Annotated in this window: 16 protein-coding genes; 7 read left to right on the plus strand and 9 right to left on the minus strand. The window is 70.7% G+C overall.

Features of this window, described 5'->3' with window-relative positions:
- Positions 1-63: 63 nt before the first annotated feature.
- Positions 64-828: a glucose 1-dehydrogenase gene (locus OFY01_RS19600; protein WP_266601670.1), complete on the minus strand. Its 765-nt coding sequence runs from the start codon at positions 826-828 to the stop codon at positions 64-66.
- An 809-nt stretch (positions 829-1637) separates the two neighbouring features.
- Here OFY01_RS19600 and OFY01_RS19605 point away from each other — a divergent pair.
- On the plus strand, positions 1638-3089 hold the full coding sequence (locus tag OFY01_RS19605) for an MFS transporter (RefSeq protein WP_266601672.1): 1452 nt from the start codon (positions 1638-1640) through the stop codon (positions 3087-3089).
- 129 nt (positions 3090-3218) lie between these two features.
- Positions 3219-4079 carry a helix-turn-helix transcriptional regulator gene (locus OFY01_RS19610; RefSeq protein WP_456115288.1) on the plus strand — a complete coding sequence of 287 codons (861 nt, stop codon included), beginning with the start codon at positions 3219-3221 and terminating at the stop codon, positions 4077-4079.
- Between the two features lie 74 nt (positions 4080-4153).
- Here OFY01_RS19610 and OFY01_RS19615 read toward each other — a convergent pair whose 3' ends face one another.
- The 6 genes from OFY01_RS19615 to OFY01_RS19640 all read right to left on the minus strand — a co-directional run bounded on the left by OFY01_RS19615 (position 4154) and on the right by OFY01_RS19640 (position 9394).
- On the minus strand, positions 4154-5101 hold the full coding sequence (locus OFY01_RS19615) for a 3-oxoacyl-ACP synthase III family protein (RefSeq protein WP_266601676.1): 948 nt from the start codon (positions 5099-5101) through the stop codon (positions 4154-4156).
- Between the two features lie 22 nt (positions 5102-5123).
- A complete protein-coding gene (locus OFY01_RS19620; protein ID WP_266601678.1) occupies positions 5124-6104 on the minus strand; it encodes an aldo/keto reductase in 981 nt (326 codons plus the stop codon).
- Positions 6105-6138: 34 nt separating this feature from the next.
- Positions 6139-6699 carry a carboxymuconolactone decarboxylase family protein gene (locus tag OFY01_RS19625; RefSeq protein ID WP_266601680.1) on the minus strand — a complete coding sequence of 187 codons (561 nt, stop codon included), beginning with the start codon at positions 6697-6699 and terminating at the stop codon, positions 6139-6141.
- A 35-nt stretch (positions 6700-6734) separates the two neighbouring features.
- On the minus strand, positions 6735-7262 hold the full coding sequence (locus OFY01_RS19630; protein ID WP_266601682.1) for a hypothetical protein: 528 nt from the start codon (positions 7260-7262) through the stop codon (positions 6735-6737).
- 321 nt (positions 7263-7583) lie between these two features.
- Positions 7584-7772: a hypothetical protein gene (locus OFY01_RS19635; protein WP_266601684.1), complete on the minus strand. Its 189-nt coding sequence runs from the start codon at positions 7770-7772 to the stop codon at positions 7584-7586.
- Positions 7773-8245: 473 nt separating this feature from the next.
- On the minus strand, positions 8246-9394 hold the full coding sequence (locus OFY01_RS19640; RefSeq protein WP_266601686.1) for a helix-turn-helix domain-containing protein: 1149 nt from the start codon (positions 9392-9394) through the stop codon (positions 8246-8248).
- 153 nt (positions 9395-9547) lie between these two features.
- Between OFY01_RS19640 and OFY01_RS19645 the strand changes: the two genes are divergently transcribed.
- From OFY01_RS19645 to OFY01_RS19660, 4 genes are all read left to right on the plus strand, one after another.
- Positions 9548-10147 (plus strand): toll/interleukin-1 receptor domain-containing protein, encoded by a 600-nt coding sequence (locus OFY01_RS19645; protein WP_266601688.1) that lies wholly within the window; start codon positions 9548-9550, stop codon positions 10145-10147.
- 77 nt (positions 10148-10224) lie between these two features.
- Complete coding sequence (locus tag OFY01_RS19650; RefSeq protein ID WP_266601690.1) at positions 10225-12399, plus strand: outer membrane protein assembly factor BamB family protein; 2175 nt, start codon at positions 10225-10227, stop codon at positions 12397-12399.
- A 20-nt stretch (positions 12400-12419) separates the two neighbouring features.
- Entirely contained in the window at positions 12420-12854 is a 435-nt protein-coding gene (locus OFY01_RS19655; protein ID WP_266601692.1) for a hypothetical protein, read from the plus strand.
- Positions 12851-16861 (plus strand): nSTAND1 domain-containing NTPase, encoded by a 4011-nt coding sequence (locus OFY01_RS19660; protein WP_266601694.1) that lies wholly within the window; start codon positions 12851-12853, stop codon positions 16859-16861. The genes OFY01_RS19655 and OFY01_RS19660 overlap by 4 nt, the downstream gene beginning before the upstream one ends.
- Before the next feature lie 31 nt (positions 16862-16892).
- Here OFY01_RS19660 and OFY01_RS19665 read toward each other — a convergent pair whose 3' ends face one another.
- Complete coding sequence (locus OFY01_RS19665) at positions 16893-18587, minus strand: bifunctional 3'-5' exonuclease/DNA polymerase (RefSeq protein ID WP_266601696.1); 1695 nt, start codon at positions 18585-18587, stop codon at positions 16893-16895.
- Between the two features lie 277 nt (positions 18588-18864).
- On the minus strand, positions 18865-19707 hold the full coding sequence (locus OFY01_RS19670) for a nitrilase-related carbon-nitrogen hydrolase (RefSeq protein ID WP_266601698.1): 843 nt from the start codon (positions 19705-19707) through the stop codon (positions 18865-18867).
- 78 nt (positions 19708-19785) lie between these two features.
- Between OFY01_RS19670 and bla the strand changes: the two genes are divergently transcribed.
- Complete coding sequence (gene bla, locus OFY01_RS19675) at positions 19786-20700, plus strand: class A beta-lactamase (protein ID WP_266601700.1); 915 nt, start codon at positions 19786-19788, stop codon at positions 20698-20700.
- Positions 20701-20761: the final 61 nt, after the last annotated feature.

Genomic DNA, 20761 nt, shown 5'->3' on the forward strand with positions numbered 1-20761 from the left:
CACCGCAGGGGGCGGATCTCGCCGCCTGCGGTCGCCCTGAGGGGATGCTGTCAGTGGCTGCCGTCAGTGATTGACGAACCCTCCATCCACCGGCAGGACTGTGCCTGTCAGGAAGGGGCAACGGTCGCTGAGCAGCCAGGCCGCGGCCTCCGCTATCTCCTCCGGCTCCGCGGTACGTCCCTGGGGGGTCAGGGAGTTGGCCAACTCCTCCATGCCGGGGTTGCGCGCGAACCAGTCGACGGTAATCTCACTGCGCGTGGTGCCCGGGGCGACCGCGTTCACCCTGATGCCCTGCGTCGCGTACTCGTCCGCGGCCGCCCGGGTCAGACCGACGACTGCGTGCTTCGAGGCGATGTACGGAGCGGCGGCGGGGATGGCCACCAGGCCGGCCACACTGCTGTTGTTGACGATCGCGCCACCTCCATGCGGCAGCATCGCTGCTATCTCATGGCGCAGACAGTTCCATATGCCCCGCAGGTTGACGTCCATGATGGTGTCGTACACGTCGTCCGCCATCAGATGCAGGGGAGTACGGTCCCCGCCGACTCCGGCGTTGTTGAACGCCCCGTCCAGGCGCCCGTACTCGGCGACGGCGAAGTCCACCGCGCGGCCCGCGTCAGCGGCGACCGACATGTCGCCCACCACGTACGTCGCCTCGGCCCCCTTGTCCCGCAGTTCGCTCACGAGCGCGGCCAGCCGGTTCTCCCGGCGAGCAGCCAGCACCACGACCGCGCCCTCCCGGCTGAACACCTTCGCCGCTGCGGCGCCGATGCCACTGCTTGCGCCGGTGATAAGGACCACCTTGTTTGCTAGAAGATTGCTGATCATGGCCGCAGTCTCTCAAGCGGGCCTGGTGTTGCAGCCCCAGACCGATCTGAGGCGCACAGGATCTCGCCCTCGAGTAACCTGTGCAGGTTTCACAACGGCTGCGCCTAGGCATTGAAGTGCATCGCGGATGGTCGGGGGTGGCCAAGGGGTGGCCGGATGCCTTTGGACGGTGCAGCACGAGGGACAGGCGCCGATCCTCGCGCACGTGGTCTGATCAGGCAAAACAGCACCGCGCAGCATCAGTCGTCACTGGACGGCATGATTGCTTGCGCCCTCGTAATGCGTAGGTCTCGGGTTCGAATCCCGAAGGCGGCTCCACTCGGGACCAGGTCAGATGCCTTCTGGCCTGGTCTTTTGTGTTGAGCTCCTGATGATTGGTCAGCTTTCGGGGCGGCCGTCGGGGGAGGGGAGCGCAAGGGGTGCGCTTCGGAATTCGGTGATCCAGGCATGCGACCTGGGCTTGTTGCGGTCAGTGATGATTTCGTCACCGAAGTCTTGTGGCATTCGGCGTGTCGGTGGCCGGCATTGATGGTCAAGGGGGCGGGACGGGGAGTCGCGCCCCGAACGCCAGATCCGTCAGGCCGTACCGTTTGAAGCCGGGCCTCTGAAGCTGGCCGTGGGGGAGGGCCTGGGCGTGAACCGCCAGATGCTGCACTTGTGCATCGAGGTCGAGGCGGGGATCGGCCGCCGGTGCGATCGGGGCGCCGTGCGGGGGTGTGCTGAGGGTGGCACTGCCAGTGACAGTCTCCGCAGGAGTGCCGTCAAGAGGGATCTGGCTGGGTGGCGGCGGGCGGCCGAAGCTGGGACGCATGACTACCGCTGATGCCGCCACGACCGCCACGGCCGCGTCGCCGACGAGTGTCCGCATGACAGGCCGTCAGGTCGCGGCCCTGGTGGTGCTCCTGGCGTCGCAGTTCATGATGGCCGCCGACTTCTCCGTGCTGAACGTCGCGCTGCCCGAGGTCGGCACGTCCCTGGGGTTCTCGACGGGGAGCCTGCAGTGGATCACCACGACCTTTGCGCTGTGCGCCGCCGGGTGCACCCTGGTCTTCGGCCGAGTCGGTGACTATGTGGGACGTCGGCGGATCTTCACCGCCGGGATGGTCGTTCTGACCGTCTCCTCGCTTGTCGGCGGCCTCGCCGACTCCCCCACGATGCTGCTGGTCGCCCGTACCCTGCAGGGCCTGGCCACCGCCGCCGTCACGCCCGCCGCGCTCGCCCTGCTGACCACCGCCTTCACCGAACCCGGCCCGCGCACCCGGGCGCTGGGCCTGAACAGCGTGATGATGAGCTCCGGCTTCAGCGTAGGTGCGATCCTCGGCGGTGTCCTCACGGACGTGTTCTCCTGGCGCTGGGCCTTCTTCATCAACATTCCCGTGGCAATCGCCGCGATCGTCGTGGTGCCGATCGTCGTCGACGAGAGCCGGGCGGAGCAGCGCAGCCGCATCGACCTGCCCGGTGCGCTGCTGATCACCCTGGGTCTGTTCGCCGGAATCTACGGTGTCACCGGCGTCGGCGAGGAGGGCCTCGACCTGGCTGCGGGCGGCTCGCTGATCGCAGCCGCGGTTCTGCTCGGCGTCTTCTGGGCCGTGGAAAGCCGTACCGCCGACGCCCTTGTCCCGGTGAAGATCCTCAAGAAGCCCGACATCGCCTTCGGCAACCTCGCCGCCCTGTTCATCTTCGGCGGCGAGACCGCGCTGATCTTCTTCACCGGCCTCTACGTCCAGAACGTGCTCGGCCTGTCGTCCATGGTCGCCGGCCTGGTGCTGCTCGGTATCGGCGTGGGCCAGATCGTCGCCGGCACCGTCGGTCCGCGCATCCTCCAGAAGGTCTCGCCGCGTACGATGCTCGGCGTCTCCCTGGTCCTCCAGGGCGCGTTCATGCTGCCGGCGCTGTGGGCCACCTCGGATTCCTACTGGTTGATCCCGCTGGTCGCCACCCAGTTCGTGAACGCCTTCTTCTCCATGCTGGCCGCCCTGTGCTTCATGGTCATCGCCACCTCGTCCGTCGACTCCGACGCACAGGGCATGGCCACCGGCATGGCCACCCAGAGCCAGCAGGTCGGCATCGCGATCGGCATCCCGCTGGTGAGCGCGGTCTTCGCCGCCGTCATCGGACAGGGCACCGTCACCGCCGCCGAGGAGCTCACCGGGATTCATACGGCGATCGCCGTGGCCGGTCTTTCCCAGGTCGCCGTCGGTCTTCTGCTGTGGCTGGTGCTGCGCGGAAAGGCCCGGCAGGCGGCATCCGTCACCGCGTAAATCCCCCGGCGCGGTGGACCGCGCGGCCGGGTGGGCGGAGCAGAGACCGCCCGCCCGGCCGCCGTGGCGTCGGCCACCGCGAGTAGCGGCGATATTGCCGATGCGGTACGGCACTTCATAATGAGAAGGGTGGAACAGATCGTGAACACGGACCTCGGCAGCTACCTGCGGCAGATGCGTGAGCGCGTCCGGCCGGAGCAGCGGGGACTGCGTACCAGCGGCTCGCGGCGGGTTCCCGGGCTGCGTCGGGAGGAGGTGGCCGCGCTCGCGGGAGTGAGCCAGACCTACTACACCCGGCTGGAGCAGTCGCAGACCGCGCACGCCTCCCCGCAGGTCCTGCTCTCCATCGCCCGCGCTCTGGATCTGGGCCCCGACGAACAGGACTACCTGCTCAAGATCGGGACTGCGGTGCAGAATCCGCAGCAGCAGGCGCCCCAGGACGACCAGTTGAGCCCCAGCACCAAGATGCTGATGGCATCACTCGGCAATGTGGCGGCGGCCGTGCTGAACTACCGGTGCGACATCCTCGCCTGGAACTCGCTGTACCACCGGCTGTTCGCGCCGCATCTCGACTTCGACGTCACCGAGGACGCCGAACTGCGCCCCAACATCATCAAGATGAACTTCCTCGACGAGGACGTCCGGACCCTGTACGCGGACTGGGCCACGGAGTCCGAGTCGAACGTGACCTATCTGCGGTTCATCTCCGGAAACCACCGGCACGATCCGCGACTTGCCGCGCTCATTGGTGAACTGACCATTCAGAGCGCGGAGTTCGCGGCACTCTGGTGCCGGCAGCGGGTGGCAAACTGCATCGAGGGCACCAAGCTCTTCAGTCATCCGGCCGTCGGCGAGCTGGAGTTGATGTACCAGTCCGCCGACCTCCAGGACGGCAACATCCTGAAGTTCTACCACGCGGAACCCGACTCGCCCCATGAGGCTGCGCTGCAGCTCCTGACGGTGGATCTGAACTCCGTTCACCGTCACTGAAAGCGGCAGGCAAGGAAAGGGGAAGGGCTCCCGATTCTCAAGAACCGGGAGCCCTTCCCCTTGCCGTACGCGGGTCACGTCCGGCGGATCGCTGTCACGCCCCAGGTGAAGCCCGACCCGGCGGTTGCCACGACCACCAGGTCGCCGGAGGTGATCCGGCCCTCCCGCTCCAGCTCCTCCAGGGCGAGGAACGGGTCCGCGCCGCCGAGGTGGCCGTCGCGGTCGTACTGGAAGACACTGCGAGAGGCGTCCACGCCCAGCGCAGCGAGGTACTTGCGGTGGGTGTCCTGGTTGCCGTGCGTGACCAGGAAGTACGACACGTCGTCCACCTCCTGCCCGAGGCCGGCGAGGACCTTGTGGGTCAGGGTGGTGAAGTTGCCGAGGAACGCCTCGCCGAGGCCGTCGAGTTTTTCGCCCCGCTCGACCTTGACCCTGCCTTCCTTGATCTCGCCGTAGTACGAGTCCACCCATTGCGGGTCGGTGTGGTGAGCAGCGCCCAGCACCTCGTACTTGGCGTCGGCCGACATCATTACGGCGGCGGCGCCGTCCGCGAAGTTGAACAGTTCGATGTAGCCGGTTCCGTACTCGACGAGTTGGCTCAGCCGGTCAGAGATGATCACCAGTGCGTGCTTGTGGGTGCCCGCCCGCACCTGGTCGTCGGCCAGCTTCACGGCGACCATGCCCGCATTGCAGAAGTTGGAGACCTCGAAGCAGTGCGCGTGTGCGATCCCCAACTCCTGGGCGATCTTGGCGGCGGGTGACCAGAAGGGCGTGCCCCATTCGCTGGAGCCCGCGTACAGGACGAGTCCGATCTCCTCGAGCGGCACCGGGTTGCGGGCCAGGAGCCTGGCCGCGGCGTCCCGGCCGAGACCCCAGGAGGTCTCGCCCTCGGCCAGCACCGAGAACTTCCCGGACGGAAGGATCTGGCCGAGCTTCTCGACGGCGTATCCCGACTCCCGGCTGACGTCGTCGACGCTCAGCGTTCCGCTCGGCATCGCCAGGGCGTAGTCGGCTATTCCCACGATTCCTCCACCTGTCTGCAGGTCAGACGTATTCCACGACGGCGTGCGGCACATAGGGCGCCTCAAGCCGGGCCAGTTCGGTGTCGTCGAGCGTCACGTCGAGGGCCGCCACCGCGTCCTCCAGGTGGTGCGGCCGGGTCGCGCCGACGACGGGCGCGGTGACCACCGGCTGATGCAACAGCCAGGCGAGGGCCACCTGGGCCATGGGGACGCCGCGTTCGGCGGCGATCTCGGCAACCACGTGGGCGACCGCGCGGTCCGCCCGCTCGGTGGGGCCGTAGAAGCGGTCCTGGATCGGGTCGCCCGCGGTGCGGGGCGACTCTGCGTCCCAGTCGCGCGTGAGCTTTCCGCGGGCCAGCGGGCTCCACGGAGTGACGCCGACGCCTTCCGCGAGGCAGTACGGCAGCATCTCGCGCTCTTCCTCGCGGCTGACGAGGTTGTAGTGGTTCTGCATGCTCACGAACCGCGTCCAGCCGTGGAGGTCGGCGACGTACTGCGCCTTCACGAACTGCCAGGTGTGCATGGAGGAGGCGCCGATGTAGCGGACCTTGCCCGCGCGCACCATGTCGTGCAGCGCCTCCATGGTCTCCTCGACCGGAGTCTCGTGGTCCCAGCGGTGGATGATGTAGAGGTCGATGTAGTCGGTGTCCAACCGCCGCAGGCTGGCGTCGAGTTCGCGCGTGATCGCCGAGCGGGACAGCCCGCCCGAGAGCGGGTTGTCCGCCAGCCTCTCGTAGACCTTGGTGGCGATGACGACGTCCTCGCGCCGGGTCAGCTTGCGCACTGCGCGGCCCAGGAACTCCTCGCTGGTGCCCAGCGAGTAGATGTTCGCGGTGTCGAAGAAGTTGATGCCCAGTTCGAGTGCCTGGGCGATGAACGGAAGGCTCTCCTCCTCGGGCAGCGACCAGGGATGGGTGCCGAGTCCGGGCTCGCCGTAACTCATGCATCCCAGCGCCAGCCGCGACACCTTCAGGCCGGACGAGCCCAGCCGGACGTACTGCAAAGTTCTTCCTCTCGGATCGGGCGGGCGGCCGGGATCAGCTCTTGACCTCGTCCTGCACCTCGGTCAGCCGGCCCCAGGACGCGATGCCCTCGTCGAGCGGGATGTCCAGGCTGGCCAGGTACATGGCGGTCATGGCGCTGTGCCCCGCGAGATGTGTGATCTCGGCGATCTCGTTCTGCGAGTAGTGCTCCCGCAGCGCGAAGAAGGCCTCCTCACTCGCCCTGTGGTCGACCATGCAGTCGGTGACATAGCGGACCAGGGCGGCGCGGGCGGGCGGGAGCTGGTCGTAGAGGCCCTCCTCGATCGCCTTGATCTCGGTGTCCTCCAGGCCGGCCTTCTTCGCGAGCGGGTAGTGCAGCAGGCGCTCGAACTCGCTGTCGCGCAGCCTGGCCACGCGCAGCACGACCACCTCGCGGTCCAGCAGGCTCAGCAGGCCGACCGTGAAGGTGCCGCCGAGCGCGAGGTGGGCGGCGGCGGAGTTCTTGGTGAGCAGCAGCGCGCGGGTCAGGTTGGACTGGAACTTCTCGTACACCGCGAGCTGATCGGGAGTCATGTCGACGACTTCGGTGAGGGTGACGCGGGGGGTGGTGCTCATGGCGGGCTCCTTCGGGTTGTGTCGGGAACAGGGCGTCAGGCCTTCTGGCCGGCGAGTTGTGGGGCGGTGGCGTGCGGCAGTACATGCCGCGCGAGCGCCTGGCCGACCGCGCGGACGGCGGCGGTGGGAGCGCGGTCGTCCAGCGGGACGAGCGCGTCGAGGTGGCCGTCGGGGCGGACCAGCAGGGCATGTGCCTCGCGTGGCAGTTTGCCCAGCAGCGGGCCGGGCGGGCGCCCGCCCAGGTCGCAGACGGTCGCCGCGGTCAGCTGCTCGCGCAGGGTGTCGACGAGCCCCGTCCAGCGCTCGTACCGGTACTGGAGGCCGGGCCACAGCAGCACCGTGTAGCGGTCCACGGCGAGCACAGGGGCTGCGGGCGACTCGCGCCAGCCGAGGGGCAGGCGTTCGCCCGGCACCAGGGAGCGCTTTCTCGGCCGGGCGCCGTAGTGGGTGTCGAGCTGGGCCAGCTTCGGTGCGAGCACTTTCTCGAGCGTCTGTGTGGTGGTGCCCAGCCGGTAGACGGCGTCCCGGGCGAGGGTCTGGCGCCGGTCGTCGTTGCCGGGCACATGTCGGCTCGCTTGTGCCCGGCACCGTTCGAGGGGACGGGAAGCTTGCCATCAGCCGTCCGCCGACGGTTCGAGGACTTCCCGCACTACGACACGCGCCTTGCCGGCGCCGTCCACGATGCGAACGGCTCCTACGTGGACGGCGTCGGTAAGCTGGGCCTCTTGGGGCGCGCAGGTGGCGCCGGAGTCGCTGTGAAGTGGCGGCGCGTAGTGACGCGTACCCTCCGTCGGCTCTGGGCAGGCCCCACCGGCCGCTGATCTGCTGCTCGCGTCAGGCGCCGAGGCCGGGACATGTTCATCCCGCGTCCCCAGGGGCGCTCTCTATCTACGACATCTACGACGTGCGGGCAGGACCTGCGCGAACGCCCTCAGGACCGCGGCGCGTTCGCGGGGTTCGGTTCCTCGTACCGCGATGGCGAGTGCGAGGAGGAACGTGACGGCGAGCACGACGACGATCGCGAGCAGGATCTGTGGGGCTCCGGTGGCGAGCCGCGCGACGATGGTGTTCATGGGATTCTCCCGGTGGCAGGCCGGTGTTGACAGGACGACGTGCGGGGGCCGGGTAGCCAACGGAGAAGTGCTGCCGTCGCAGGTGCGGCGGTGCGGCGAAACTGAGAAGTTCGGACTGCGCCTTCGTCCGCGCAGAGGTGGGTCCGCGACTGTACCCGGCCGACCTCAGCCGGTCTCGTCGCCGGAGTAGGCGCGCATGCGCTGAGCGATCGCAGCCATGTCCACCACCCCCTACGGTCAGATCCCATGACGGGCCGGAGCGGCGCCGGACGGTGCCGCGTACTCCTAGCATGCCCTGACGACTGCCTTGGGCGCCAGTGACAACTTGGCGGTGCAGCACGGTCGTTGCGTGCTGCGCTGGAGGTCCGCCGGATCGGCGAGCGGTTCGATGAGCGGGTTGAAGCGTCACCGCCCCGTCCCCCGCCCCCCCCCGCTCCGCCCCCCAGGCCCCAGGCCCTCGGCCCTGGGCATGCTCAGCGGCCGGCGCGTGGGGGCGCCTGTGCGGCCGCCGCGACCGCCGCGGATTCGATGAGGTGCCGCTGGCCCTGTGTGGCGGGGTGGGTCCGCGCCTGGTCCACGAAGCGGCTCAACTCCGCCCGGATGGTGGCGGAGTCCAGGTTCCGGATCGTGGGCAGGAGAGCCTCGATGGCGTGACACGCCTGATCGAGGTGGTCGACGCCGGCCATGGCGATCGCCTGCCGGATCGTGAAGCGGGTGCGGGAGTTTCGGTCGTTCGGGCGTGCGGGGTGGCGCTCCAGCTCGACGGCGAAGAGGTCGGCGGCCTGCTCGAAACGACGGAGGCTGATCAGGCACGACGCTTCGATGAGGCGCGGGTTCGCGTTCTCGATGCGTGGGCCCCAGCGGGCTCCGCGTCGGTCGTCGTGATGGGCGTGGTCCTGCGAACGCTCCAGGGCCGCGTGGCAGGCCCCCCGGTCGCCGATGGCCGCATAACCCTGGGCCTCGCGCCGTGCGGCGTGGGCGCGGATCAGTGGGGTGGCGGCGGGATGGCCTTCGGCCCGGTCGGCCAGGCTGATCGCGGCGGTGGTGTCGCCTCGGTGTTCGGCGATGGAGGCTCTGCGGACGAGAGCGTAAGCGGCTATTGCTTCGTCACCGCCCTTCGTGCCCCATCGCACGGCGAGATCGGTCCAGCGCAGCGCTTCGGCGAAGTTCCCGGTCTCCTGCGCCATCCAGCCCGTGTACTCGGCGAATTTCGCCGCCATCAGCCAGATGTCGTCGCGGCGGCCGCCTTCGGCATGGGACGTGGCGTCGGTCAGGACGCGCGTGACGGATCGCAGCGAGGCGTCGACGAAGCGGGGGCCGGTGGATCTGCCGATGTCCTTGAGCTCCTCCAGGATCCGTCCGTACCCGGCGATGAGCGAGTCGACCTCGACCGGGCTGCCGGGGAGGGTGCCGCGGCGCGCCTTCTCGGCGAGTGCGATCAGCGCGCCGCCGGCGCCGGTCGCCGCGTCGCATGCCGCGGCCACAGCGGACGTCGGGTTGCGGCGCCCGCTCTCCAGGTTGCAGATCTGCCCCTCGGAGACGCTCGCGTGCCGCGCGAGTTCGCGCACGGTCCAGCCCCGTCGTGCCCGGAGCCTCGCGAGTTCCACGCCGAAGTCGCCCATACGGGCCAGCGTAGGGAACGGCGCGAGTGAGAGGCAATGTAGCGAAGGCGTCCCGAGAGCTATTCAGTTCTGTCTGAATATGCGTCAAATCCCGTGTGGGGAAGGTACGTTACGTGCGAACTTCCGGCTGAGTGGTCTGGGTGAGGGGCGATCATGCCGCGTGTCTTTCTGAGCTTCCGCAAAGCGGACTCGCGGTGGATGCGAGACCGTGTCCACCAAGCCTTGACCGGCCGGTTCGGGGTCGGCGAGGTCTTCAAGTCGGGCAGATCGATCCCCGCGGGGGCCGACTTCGCCGAGATCCTTCGGCGGCAGGCCGCCGAGTGTGAGGTCATGCTCGTGCTCATCGGTCCGGCGTGGCTCGACGCTCGTGACGACGATGGGACGCGCCTCATCGACCGGGCACACGACTGGGTCCGCGTGGAGATCGGGACGGCCCTGAAGGCGGGAAACCGCGTTGTCCCCGTCCTGTTGGGCGACGCGACGATGCTTCCCGGGGAGTCGGAGCTGCCGTACGAGATCGCGGAGCTCGCGCGACTGCAGTTTCTCCGCGTTGCCGAGACTCATCTGGCCGACGAGCTCGACCGGCTGTGCGCCACTCTGGCGGACCTCGTGCCGGACATCGGGCGAGGGCCTGAGCAGCCCGCAGCGGCCGTCGGGCCTGCCGCCGGACCGACGGTGACGATGACGGCCCGGGTGTCCGGCGGGGGAAGCGCGTACCAGGCGGCAGGCGATCAGACGATCAGACTGGCTTAGGGGTGGGGGCGTTGGAGAATCTCGAAGCGGGTGATCCTCGCCGGATCGGGCCGTACTCCCTGATCGCAAGAGTGGGAATGGCCGGCGCGGGAGAGGTCTTCGCGGGGCGCTCGGCCGACGGGCGGGTCGTGGCGGTCACGGTGGTACCGCCCGAGGTGGCCGCGGCGCCGGGGTTCCGGGAGCGGTTCCGAGCCCGTGCCGAGACTGCCCGGACGGTGTCCGGGGAGGCCGTCATGCCCCTGGTGGACGTCGACCCGGACGCACCGTCTCCCTGGTCGGCGACCGCGTTCGTTCAGGGGCTGTCGCTTCGGCGGTCCGTGGAGCGGTACGGCGGACTGCCGGAGCCGTCGCTGCGGCGACTCGCCGCCGGCCTCGCGGGGGCGATGGCCCGGATACACGCGGCCGGGCTGACCCACGGCGACGTAGGGCCGGACGCGGTGCTACTGACGGTCGGCGGACCTTACGTGTCCGTGTTCGGCACCACCGGGATCACGGAGGACGCCGCGTCACCGATGGACGACATGTTCGGCCTGGGGTCGACCGTACTGTTCGCGGCTTCGGGCAGTGAGCCGAGGTGGGAAGGCGCGTCCGAGGACGTCCGGACTCGTTTGGCCGCGCTGGAAACGATGACCAGCGCGCTGCCATCGTCGCTGCGCGAAGTGATCGGTGGCTGTCTGTACCCGGAGCCCTCGACACGGCCCACCGCGGAACAACTCGTCGACTACCTCGACCGCCAGGCTCTGCCCATGCCCACGGGGGACTGGCTGCCCTCGGCGCTCACCGCCGACATCGAGGCGCTCGCCGCGGCGACGCCGTCGAGCGCGACCGGGTCGGGAGCGGTCGGCGGCGGTCTCGGCCTCGGCGGCGGTCTCGGCCGCCGGAAGCTGCTCCTGGGCCTGACGGGAGGCGCGCTCGCGGCGGGTGGCGTGGCCGCGGCCGTGGTCTTCTCCTCTCGGCGTCCGGCACCGAAGCGCGAGGACCGGGCCGGGGCAGCCGCACCACCCGCGCGGTCGGCCTCGCCGTCGGGCGCGTCTCCCGCGCCGTCACCGACCGGCGGGCCGACCCAGATCCCCCTGGACGGACCGGACGCGACCAAGGCATGGACGGCCACCGGGAGCAGCGCCCCGACGGCCGTGGAAGCCTCCGGCAAGGTGGTCATGGTCGTCACGGAGAAGTCCACGGCCTTCTTGAACGCCTCGACGGGCAAGCGCGCGCTCCCCGCGCTCAACACCACGGACATGCTCGGGTCGGACGCCAGGAGGTCGCCGACGGCGTACGCGGACGGGGTGTTCTACTACCTGGGCGATGCGCCCAAGGCACCCAACATGGTCGTCGCCGTCGACGAAACCACCGGGCATGTGAAGTGGGCGACCTCCATGGCCCTCTTCGGCTCCGGCGGCGGTGCCCACACTCGGATGTACTCGGCGTCCTCCGTGGCGGTGCACGGTCGCACCGTGTACGTGTGCGGGGAGGTGAACACCGGTTCGTCCTCGATCACGTCGCGTCCGACCGGTTACATCCGCGCGTTCGACGGTGCGACCGGTAAGGGGCTGTGGAGGGTCGAAGGCAAGGACATCGACAACGTGTTGGTGCCGCCGTCGGGTTCGTACCTGCTCGCGGCGTCGAGCGCGACGAAAGGCAAGCCCGGCCGGGTCCAGATGATCGACGCGGGCAGGCGCGGCGCCCGCGGCTGGAAGAGATCTATTCCGAACGCCCAGTACCTGACCCAGCCCGGCTGGCCGATGACGTGCTACGCCGCCGGAATGTTCGTCTTCGCCGGAGGCACCGGCGACACGCTCTTCGCCGTCGAGGCGGCGACCGGCTCGGTGAAGTGGCATCAGCACTTCGACTCCAAGAGCGGAGACCACATCCAGCTCGGCACCCCCTTTGCGAGCCCGGACGGCGAGACGGTCTACGTCCCGGTGGGCAGCGATCTCGCCGCTCTCCGCTCCACCGACGGGTCGCTCAGGTGGGTGGCGACGCTCACGGGGGCAGGCGACGACGGGACGTCCAACATGTTCAAGGCGTCCTTGCAGATGAGTGGAATGAGCGCGCGGTGCACGGTCGACACCGTGTTCGCCACAGACGTGGCCAAGAACCTGTGGGCCATCGACGCGGCCACGGGCAGGGCCCGGTGGAAGTACAACGACCCGGGGCAGCCGGATGTCGGGTTCAAGTGGACCGTCGGTGGTGACCGCGTGTTCATCGCCTCGCATCGCACGTTGACCGCGATCTCGGCCCACGGGCAGTAGTCGGCCAGAGGAGGGAAGGCATGGATACGGCTTCGGGCATGGCCGGGGGGCTGGCTTCGGCCGCCGCCGGGCGTCTGATCGACCTGCTGGCCACGGACGGCTGGGCCGCGGTCAAGGCCTCGGTCCTGTCGCTGTGGCGGCATGCGCATCCTGAGCGCGTGGAGGTCGAACTCGCGGAAGCACGTGACGAGTTGGCGCGGGCCGCGCAGGGCGGTGAACTCGCGGAACTCCAGGGGCTGCTGGTCACGGAGTGGCAGGCGCGCCTTGACCGGCTGATCGCCGGGCGCCCGGAGGTGGCCGACGAACTCCGCGCGCTGCTCGTCGACGTGGGCCGCGACGCGGGAGCGGCAGGTCAGCGGACCGGGGCTCTGACCCTTGAGGCGCGGGTCTCCGGTGGTGGCGACGCCTATCTGGCGGGCAGGGACATGACCATCACCAAGGGCGAGGCGCGGTGAGCGAAGAGGACGACGCCGCGGGGGCGAGCGGACCGCCGCCCTGGCGGCCGCTGAACATGGAGGGTTCCGCGACCGACGGCGGCAGCGTCTTCATGGCCGCCCGGGACCTGACCGTCATCCGCAAGCCCGACGGGCCGCGCCGCACCCGGCCCAGCGCGGATGCTCGGGCGATGGAGTGTCCGTATCCAGGGCTGATGCCGTTCCGGGCGGAGCAGAAGGACTGGTTCTACGGCCGGGACCAGACGATCCACACGGTCCTGGAGCGGCTGGACGCCCGGATGCTGGAGGGCGGCCCACTGATGCTGATCGGTCCGTCAGGGGCCGGGAAGTCCTCGCTCCTCGCGGCCGGTGTGCTGCCCGCCCTGGGCGACGGCCGACTGCCGGTGGCGGGATCGAGTCGTTGGCCGTGGCTGACGCTGACCCCGACGGCGTCCCCGGCCCTGGCGCTCGCCGCCGCCGCCGGGCTCGACGCCGACGACGCCCGGTCGCGCGCCGAGTCCTGGCGGTCCGACCCCGCACGGTGCGTGGCGGACCTACGAGAGCTGACCGCCGGAGCGGAAGCGGGAGCGGGAGCCGGAGCCGCCGCCGGAGCGGGAGCCGCCGCCGGGGCCGGAGCGGGAGCCGGGGTCCGGGCCGGAGCCGGGGCCGACACCGGGGTCGCGGCGGAGGCCGGGGAGAGCCGGGAGGCCGGCCTGATCGTGGTGGTCGACCAGTTCGAGGAGACCTTCACGGCGTGCGCCGATGAGGCCGAGCGGGAGTGGTTCGTCGACGTACTCGACCGCCTGGCCAAGTCTTCCGGTGGTGCGGCGGTGGTGCTGAGCCTGCGTGCGGACTTCTACTCCGCGTGCACGTTCTACCCGCAGCTTCGGGCGGCGTTGCAGGCCGGACCGGTCGTGCTGGGCCCGATGACCGAGAGTGAACTCAAGGAAGCGATCTGCCTTCCCGCCGAGGACGTGGAACTTGAGGTCGATGACGGCCTGGTCGAGTTGTTGCTGGCCGACCTCGGGCTGGTCGGGGGCCTGGAGGGGGCCGGAGCCGCCGGCCGCTTGCCGCTGCTGGCACACGCGCTGCGCGCGACCTGGCAGCAACGCAGCGGCCACAGACTGACCGTGGACGGATACAAGGTCACCGGCGGGATCCAGCGTGCCCTTGCCAACACGGCGGACCGGCTCTTCGAGGCGCTCCCGCCGCCCAGGCGCGCCATCGCGCGATGGGTGTTCCTACGGCTCGTCATCGTGGGCCGCGACGCCGACGACACCCGTCGCCGCGCCGGTTACGAGGATCTGCTGAGACAAGCGCCGGATCCGGAGTCGGCCAAAGCGGTCGTGGACGAGTTCACCCGCGGTCGCCTGCTGACCCGCGATCAGGACACGGTGACCATCACCCACGAGGTGCTGATCCGTGCCTGGCCGCTCCTGCGGAAGTGGATCGGTCAGGACCGGGACGGCAACCTGGTGCGGCAGGATCTGGAGGAGGCGGCCGCGGCCTGGGACCACACCGGCCGGGAAGCCGGTGCGCTGTACCGCGGCAGTCGCCTGGAGATCGCGTACGCCTGGGCCGAACGGCACACGCTGGAACTCAGCGCCGTGGCCCGCGCGTTCCTGGCCGCGGCCCGACGCCATCAGCGTCGCGGGCAAAGGCTCCGCCGGTCGGCCGTAGCAGTGATCACCGTGCTCGCCGTGATCGCCTCCGTCGCCGCGGTGGTCGCTTTCGTGCAGAACGCCCGTGCGCTGAAATCCCGGGACCAAGCCGTGTCGGCCCGGGACAAGGCCGTCGATGCCGCCGTCGCCTCGGCGTCCTTGCGGTTGGCGCCCACCGACCCCTCGCTCTCCGCCCAACTCGCCCTGACCGCTTACCGCATGGACCCGTCCCCGCAAGCGAGGTCCCGGCTGATCACCACCGAGAACACGCCGATGAACATCCGGCTGTCCGGCTCGAAGGGCCCGGCCTACACCGTGGCCTACAGCCCCGACGGGAACACGCTCGCCGCCGGATACGTCAACCAGAACGTCGTCCGGCTCTGGGACGTCTCCGATCCCAGCCACCCCGCCGAACTGGGCCGGCCCCTTCCCGAAGGCGATTTTGTCGACTCGATCCTCTCCGTCGCCTTCAGCCCGGACGGGCGCACGCTGGCTGTCGGCGGCCACGCCCATCACATCGGCGTCAAGGGCTCGGGCGGCTTCGTCGACCTGTGGAACCTGACCAGCCCCAGCCACCCGGTCCGTCTGGGCAGGCCACCGAACACCGGCGTGGACCCCTACGACTTCACCAGTTCCTTCGAATCGCTGGCCTTCAGCCCGGACGGCCGCACACTGGCCGCCGGGCGGGCCACGGGCCTTGTCAGCCTGTGGAACGTCTCCCGTCCCGCCGACGCCGCCTCGGACGGGGACGCGTACGACGCCTGCCCGTCGCCGTATTTCCTCCAGTCCTTGGCATTCGGTCCCGGCGGCCGCACGCTCGCGGCCGCCTGCTTCCGTGACACCGGTGGCGGCTCCGGCGCCATCTCCCTGTGGAACACCACCGACCCGCGTAAGCCGACGCACCGAGGCCACCCCGTGAAAGTCGGCAGCAGAGTCAGTTCGGTCGCGTTCAGCCGTGACGGGAATACGCTCGCCGTCGGAGCCACCGACAACCGGGTCCACCTGTGGAAGCTCACCGACCCGGAGCACCCGGCCCCCCTGGGCAAGCCGCTGACGGGATCCGCTCAGGCGGTGATGTCGGTCGCCTTCAGCCCGGACGGTCACATACTGGCCGCCGGCAGCGCCGACAACACCGTACGACTGTGGAACGTCAGCGACGCCAGAGCCATCACCTCGCTGGGCCGGCCCCTTCGTGGCCCCGGCGACGGGGTCGTTCCCGTGGCGTTCAGCCCCGACAGCCGTACGCTGGCGGCAGGGAACATCGACGGCCACGTGGATCTGTGGAACCTGCCGCCGACCCAGCTGATCGGTGCCGGGGGCAATGTCGCGTCGGTCGCGTTCAGCCCGGACGGCCACACCTTGGCCGCCGGGAACCAGAACGGCACGGTCAGCCTGTGGAACACCGTCGACCCCGGCCATCCCACGCCCATCGGCACGCCGCTGACCGGGCCCACCCAACCCGTCGACGCCGTGGCGTTCAGCCCCGACGGGCACATCCTGGCCGCAGGCGACGGCGGCGGCACCGTCATCCTCTGGAACACGGCCGACCCCGACAGTGCCATGCCCCTCGGACGGCCGCTCAACAACCAGAAGGGGGTGATCTTCTCCCTGGCGTTCAGCCCCGACGGCCACACGCTGGCCGCGGCCGGAGCCGACTACATGAAGTCCCGGGGCATCGTCGTCTGGGATGTCGGTGACCCCGCGAACCCCACGCTCAAGGGCGACATCGACACGGATCACACGCGGTCCGTCGAGTCCATCGCGTTCAGCCGCGACGGGCGCACGCTGGCCGTCGGCGGCGAGGGCAGCACCCATGAGGTCGGGTTGTGGAGCACGACCGAGATCCCCGTGCGCGTCGGCCGGCCGATCCCCCAACCCAACGGCACCGGCACCTGGGTGGCGTTCAGCCCGGACGGCCGCACCCTGGCCACCGGAAACAGCGACGGCACCATCATCCTCTGGAACAGCACCGACCTCGATCACCTCACCCGCAGGGGCCCTCCCCTGGCCATGCCCGGTGCCAGTCTCTGGTCGATCGCGTTCAGCCCCGATGGCAGGACTCTGGCCGCGGCGGGCCCCACCAGCGTGGGCACCATCGCCCTGTGGAACGTCACGGACCCCGATCACCCGGCCGCGATCGGCGAACCGCTGACCGTCGCCACCGGACCCGTCTCCGTGCTGGCCTTCAGTCCGGACAATCACACCCTGGCGGCGACCACCGACGACGGCGTCGCCACCGTGTGGGACCTGCGCGTCGAGACCGCGATCCACAGCGTCTGCGCCAACAGCGCCGGCGCGCTGGGGAGCAAGAACTGGAGAACGTACGTGCTGAGCATCCCGTACAAGCCACCTTGCCCTCGGGCGTGATCGACGTTCAGCGCCTGCCTCGTCCTTCGTCTCACTTCGCCTCCGCGTAACACTCCACCGTCACCGTCGTGAACGGGAACCGCACCGGTGTGTCGCCGAACGTCAGGCGGCCCGCCAGGTCGGAGGCCGCGCGGACGGCCTCGGTCACCTGGGCGGCCTCCGCCGCGGGGCAGTGCACGATCACCTCGTCGTGCTGGAAGAACACGAGTTCCGCCGCCATGTCCGTGAGGCTCCGGCGGAGGGCCGCCAGGACGAGGAGGGTCCAGTCGGCGGCGCTGCCCTGCACCACGAAGTTCCGGGTGAAGCGGCCTCGGGCGCGGGTGTGCGGGGAGCCGGTGGACTGCCGCTGGCCCTGTTGCGGGGTCTCCTGGGGCAGGCCCGCTTCCTCGGGGAAGGCGGTGGTGCCGGCCGCCGGCGGGCAGGTGCGGCCCAGCCAGGTGCGGACCAGGCGGCCCTCCTCGCCCGCGCGGGCCGCCTCGTCGACGTACGCCACCGCCTTGGGGAAGCGGCGGCGCAGCAGGGCGAGGTTCTTCAGGCCGTCGCCCGAGGTCTGGCCGTAGATCGCGCCCAGGACGGCGATCTTGGCCTGGTCGCGGTCGCCGGAGAACGCCTTGTCGGAGACGGACTGGTAGAGGTCGGACGTGCGGCCGGCGACCTCCATGAACGCCGGGTCGCGGGAGATCGCGGCCAGCACCCTCGGTTCCATCTGGTCGGCGTCGGCCACGACGAGGCGCCACCCCGGGTCGGCGACGACGGCGCGGCGGATCACCTTGGGGATCTGGAGGGCGCCCCCGCCGTTGGTCGTCCAGCGGCCCGAGACGGTGCCGCCCGGCAGGTACTCGGGTCGGAAACGGCCGTCCCTGACCCAGTCCTGAAGCCAGGACCAGCCGTGCGCGGTGTAGATCCGGTACAGCTTCTTGTACGCGAGCAGCGGGCGCACCGCGGGGTGGTCCAGGCCCTCCAGTTCCCAGCGGCGGGTCGAGGTGACCTTGATGCCCGCCTGGGCGAACGCCTTCAGCACATCCGCCGGCAGGTCGGGCCTGACCGGCCGCCCGAACGCCGCCGACACCTCGTCCCTCAACTCGGCCAGGCGGCGCGGCTCGCCCCCGCCCGCGTACCGCTCGCCGAGCAGGTCACGCAGCACCGCGCGGTGCACGTCCGCCCGCCACGGCAGCCCGGCGGCATGCATCTCCGCGGCGACCAGCATCCCCGCCGACTCGGACGCCGTGAGCAGGCGCATCCGGTCGGGGTGGGTGGCGGCGCGGTGTCTGCGCTGCTGCTCGGCGTGGACCGCCACCAGGTCGCCGAGTGGCACGTCGACGGGCGGGCTCGGCTCGAACAGGGACTCCGTCGCCGTGCCGACCGGCGCGGCCGTGCGGGGCGGCGGGTCCGGCGGCACCGCCCGGTCGCCGCGCAGCCTGGCCAGGGCCGCCGCGGCGGAACGCGGCTCGCCGTGCCGCCCCTCATGGGCGAGCAGGAGCGTCTCGGCGGCCTCGACGTCGTAGCACCGCTCGACGCGGACCCCGGCCGCGAGCAGCCGCGGGTACACGGCGTGCGTCTCCCGCCACACCCAGCGGGCCACGCCCGGCCGCGAGCGCACGGCCGCCACGAGGTCCGGCTCGTGCGCCACCGGCCCGGCGGGCAGGCCGTCCTCGCCCAGCGGCACGAGGTCGGCGCCGCCGGACTCGGTGGGGGCCAGGGCCCAGCGGGCGGTCGGGTCGGTCACATCTGCGAGTGTCACATCCGGCACTGACAACGCCCGTGCTCGTACGCGGTCGACGGCTCGGGGGTCTGCCTCCCCACGCCTTCTTGTCCGCCCTGCCTTCTTGTCCCCCCACGCCTTCTTGTCCCCGCTGTCTCCTTGTCGCCTATCTCCGATCCCCCTGCCCCTTCGCCCCTGCCTCCCTGGCTCTCTCGCCACCCCGTTCCTCGTTCGCCGGACGGGGCTCGATGGGGCTCGATGGGACCGATGGGGCTCGACGGGCGAGGGCCGGTGTGGCGCGTCAGCTGTCGCCGCCCTCGTCGATGAGACGTCGCACCTCGCGGTCGATCAGGCCGAGCCGTGCCTCCGCGACCAGCGGCACCGCGCGGCGCTGGCGTCGTGCCTCGGACACCTCGACGTCGACCGTCACCAGGTCCGCCTCCCACTTCGGGGCCTGCGCCACCACGGTGCCGCGCGGGTCCACCACGCGGGAGCCGCCCCAGAAGGACGCGCCGTGCTCGTTGCCGACCCGGTTCACGAACACCACCCAGCACTGGAGCATCTTCGCCGTGTACGCGAGCAGCGTGTCCCAGTACAGGCCCGTGTCCATGGCCTGCGGGTCGAGCGTCGCCGCGCTGTTCGTCGGCACGATCACCACCTCCGCGCCGTCCTGTACCGCGAGCCACGGCAGCACCGGCTGCCAGGCGTCGTTGCAGACGAGCGTGGCCGCGCGTCCGTGCCCGCCGGGCAGGTCGTACGCGCGCATGTGCTGGCCCGGACTGACGTGCTTGCGCTCCTCCCAGGCCAGGTAGTTCGGCAGGTAGAGCTTGCGGTGGGAGTGCAGGAGCGAGCCGCCGGAGTAGTACGCGCTCGTGTTGTACGCGCGCAGGCTCGTGTGCTCGTGGAAGCCGACCAGCGCGTCGGGTCCCTCGGGCCGGGTCAGGTCGAGCAGCCGAGGGTCGTTCGCGGCGATCGACGTGTCCGAGCTCAGCGCGCCCAGGTGGTAGCCGTTCAGGCTGAGTTCGGGGAAGACGACCAGGTCCGCGCCCTGGTCGGCGGCGCGCGCCAGATGGTCGCGGGCCGTCTCCAGGTTGGCGTCGACGTCTCCCAGTGCACAGTCGGTCTGTGCGAGTGCCACTCTCATGTGTCGAGCGTCGCAGTCGCGGCGGAACCCGGCATGTCGGACGCGCCGGTCGTCCGCGCTGTCCTACGGTCCGTGGGCATGTTCGCACGCCGATCGTTACTGACCGCGTCCACCGCCCTCACCGCCGCCGCCGTGCTCGGCACCGGCACCGGTACCCGTGCCGGTGCGGCTGCGGCCGCCCCCCTCCGCCGCTCCGGTCCGGAGGGCCGTCTCTTCGACCTGGAGCGCCGCCACGACGCCCGGCTCGGTGTCTTCGCCCGCAACGTGCGCACCGGTGCCACGGTCCGCCACCGCGCGGACGAACGCTTCCCCATGTGCTCCACGTTCAAGACGCTCGCCGTCGCCGCCGTGCTGCGCGACCTGGACCGGCACGGGGAGGTACTGGCCCGCCGCGTTCACTACACCCGGGCCGACACCGACCACGCGGGCTACGCGCCGGTCACCGGGAGGCCGGAGAACCTGGCACACGGCATGACCGTCGCCGAACTGTGCGGCGCGGCCGTGCAGTACAGCGACAACGCCGCGGCCAACCTTCTGCTGCGCCTCCTCGGCGGCCCCGCGGCGGTCACCCGCTTCGTCCGCTCGACCGGCGACCGCGTCACCCGCCTCGACCGGTGGGAGCCCGCCCTGAACTCGGCCGAGCCGGACCGGATCACCGACACGTCGACGCCGCGCGCCCTCGGCGCCACGAACGCCCGGCTCGTCCTCGGCCACGCCCTGGCGCCCGCCGACCGGGACCGCCTCACCCGGTGGCTGCTCGGCAACACGACGAGCGGGGAGCGGTTCCGCGCCGGGCTGCCCGCCGACTGGACCGTCGGCGACAAGACCGGCACGGGCCGCTACGGCACCGCCAACGACGTCGGAGTGGCCTGGACACCGGACGGCACCCCGGTCGTCCTGTCGGTCCTCACCACCAGGTTCACCGAGGACGCGGCCGCCGACAGCGAACTGGTCGCGGAGGCCGCCGGGTTGGTCGCGACCGCCCTCGGGTGAAGGGCCCTCGGTCGAACGGTCCAGGGTGGGCCGGAGCGGGCCGGGTGGGCGGGCCGGCGAG

Source organism: Streptomyces beihaiensis, assembly GCF_026274175.1.
Lineage (GTDB): Bacteria > Actinomycetota > Actinomycetes > Streptomycetales > Streptomycetaceae > Streptomyces > Streptomyces beihaiensis.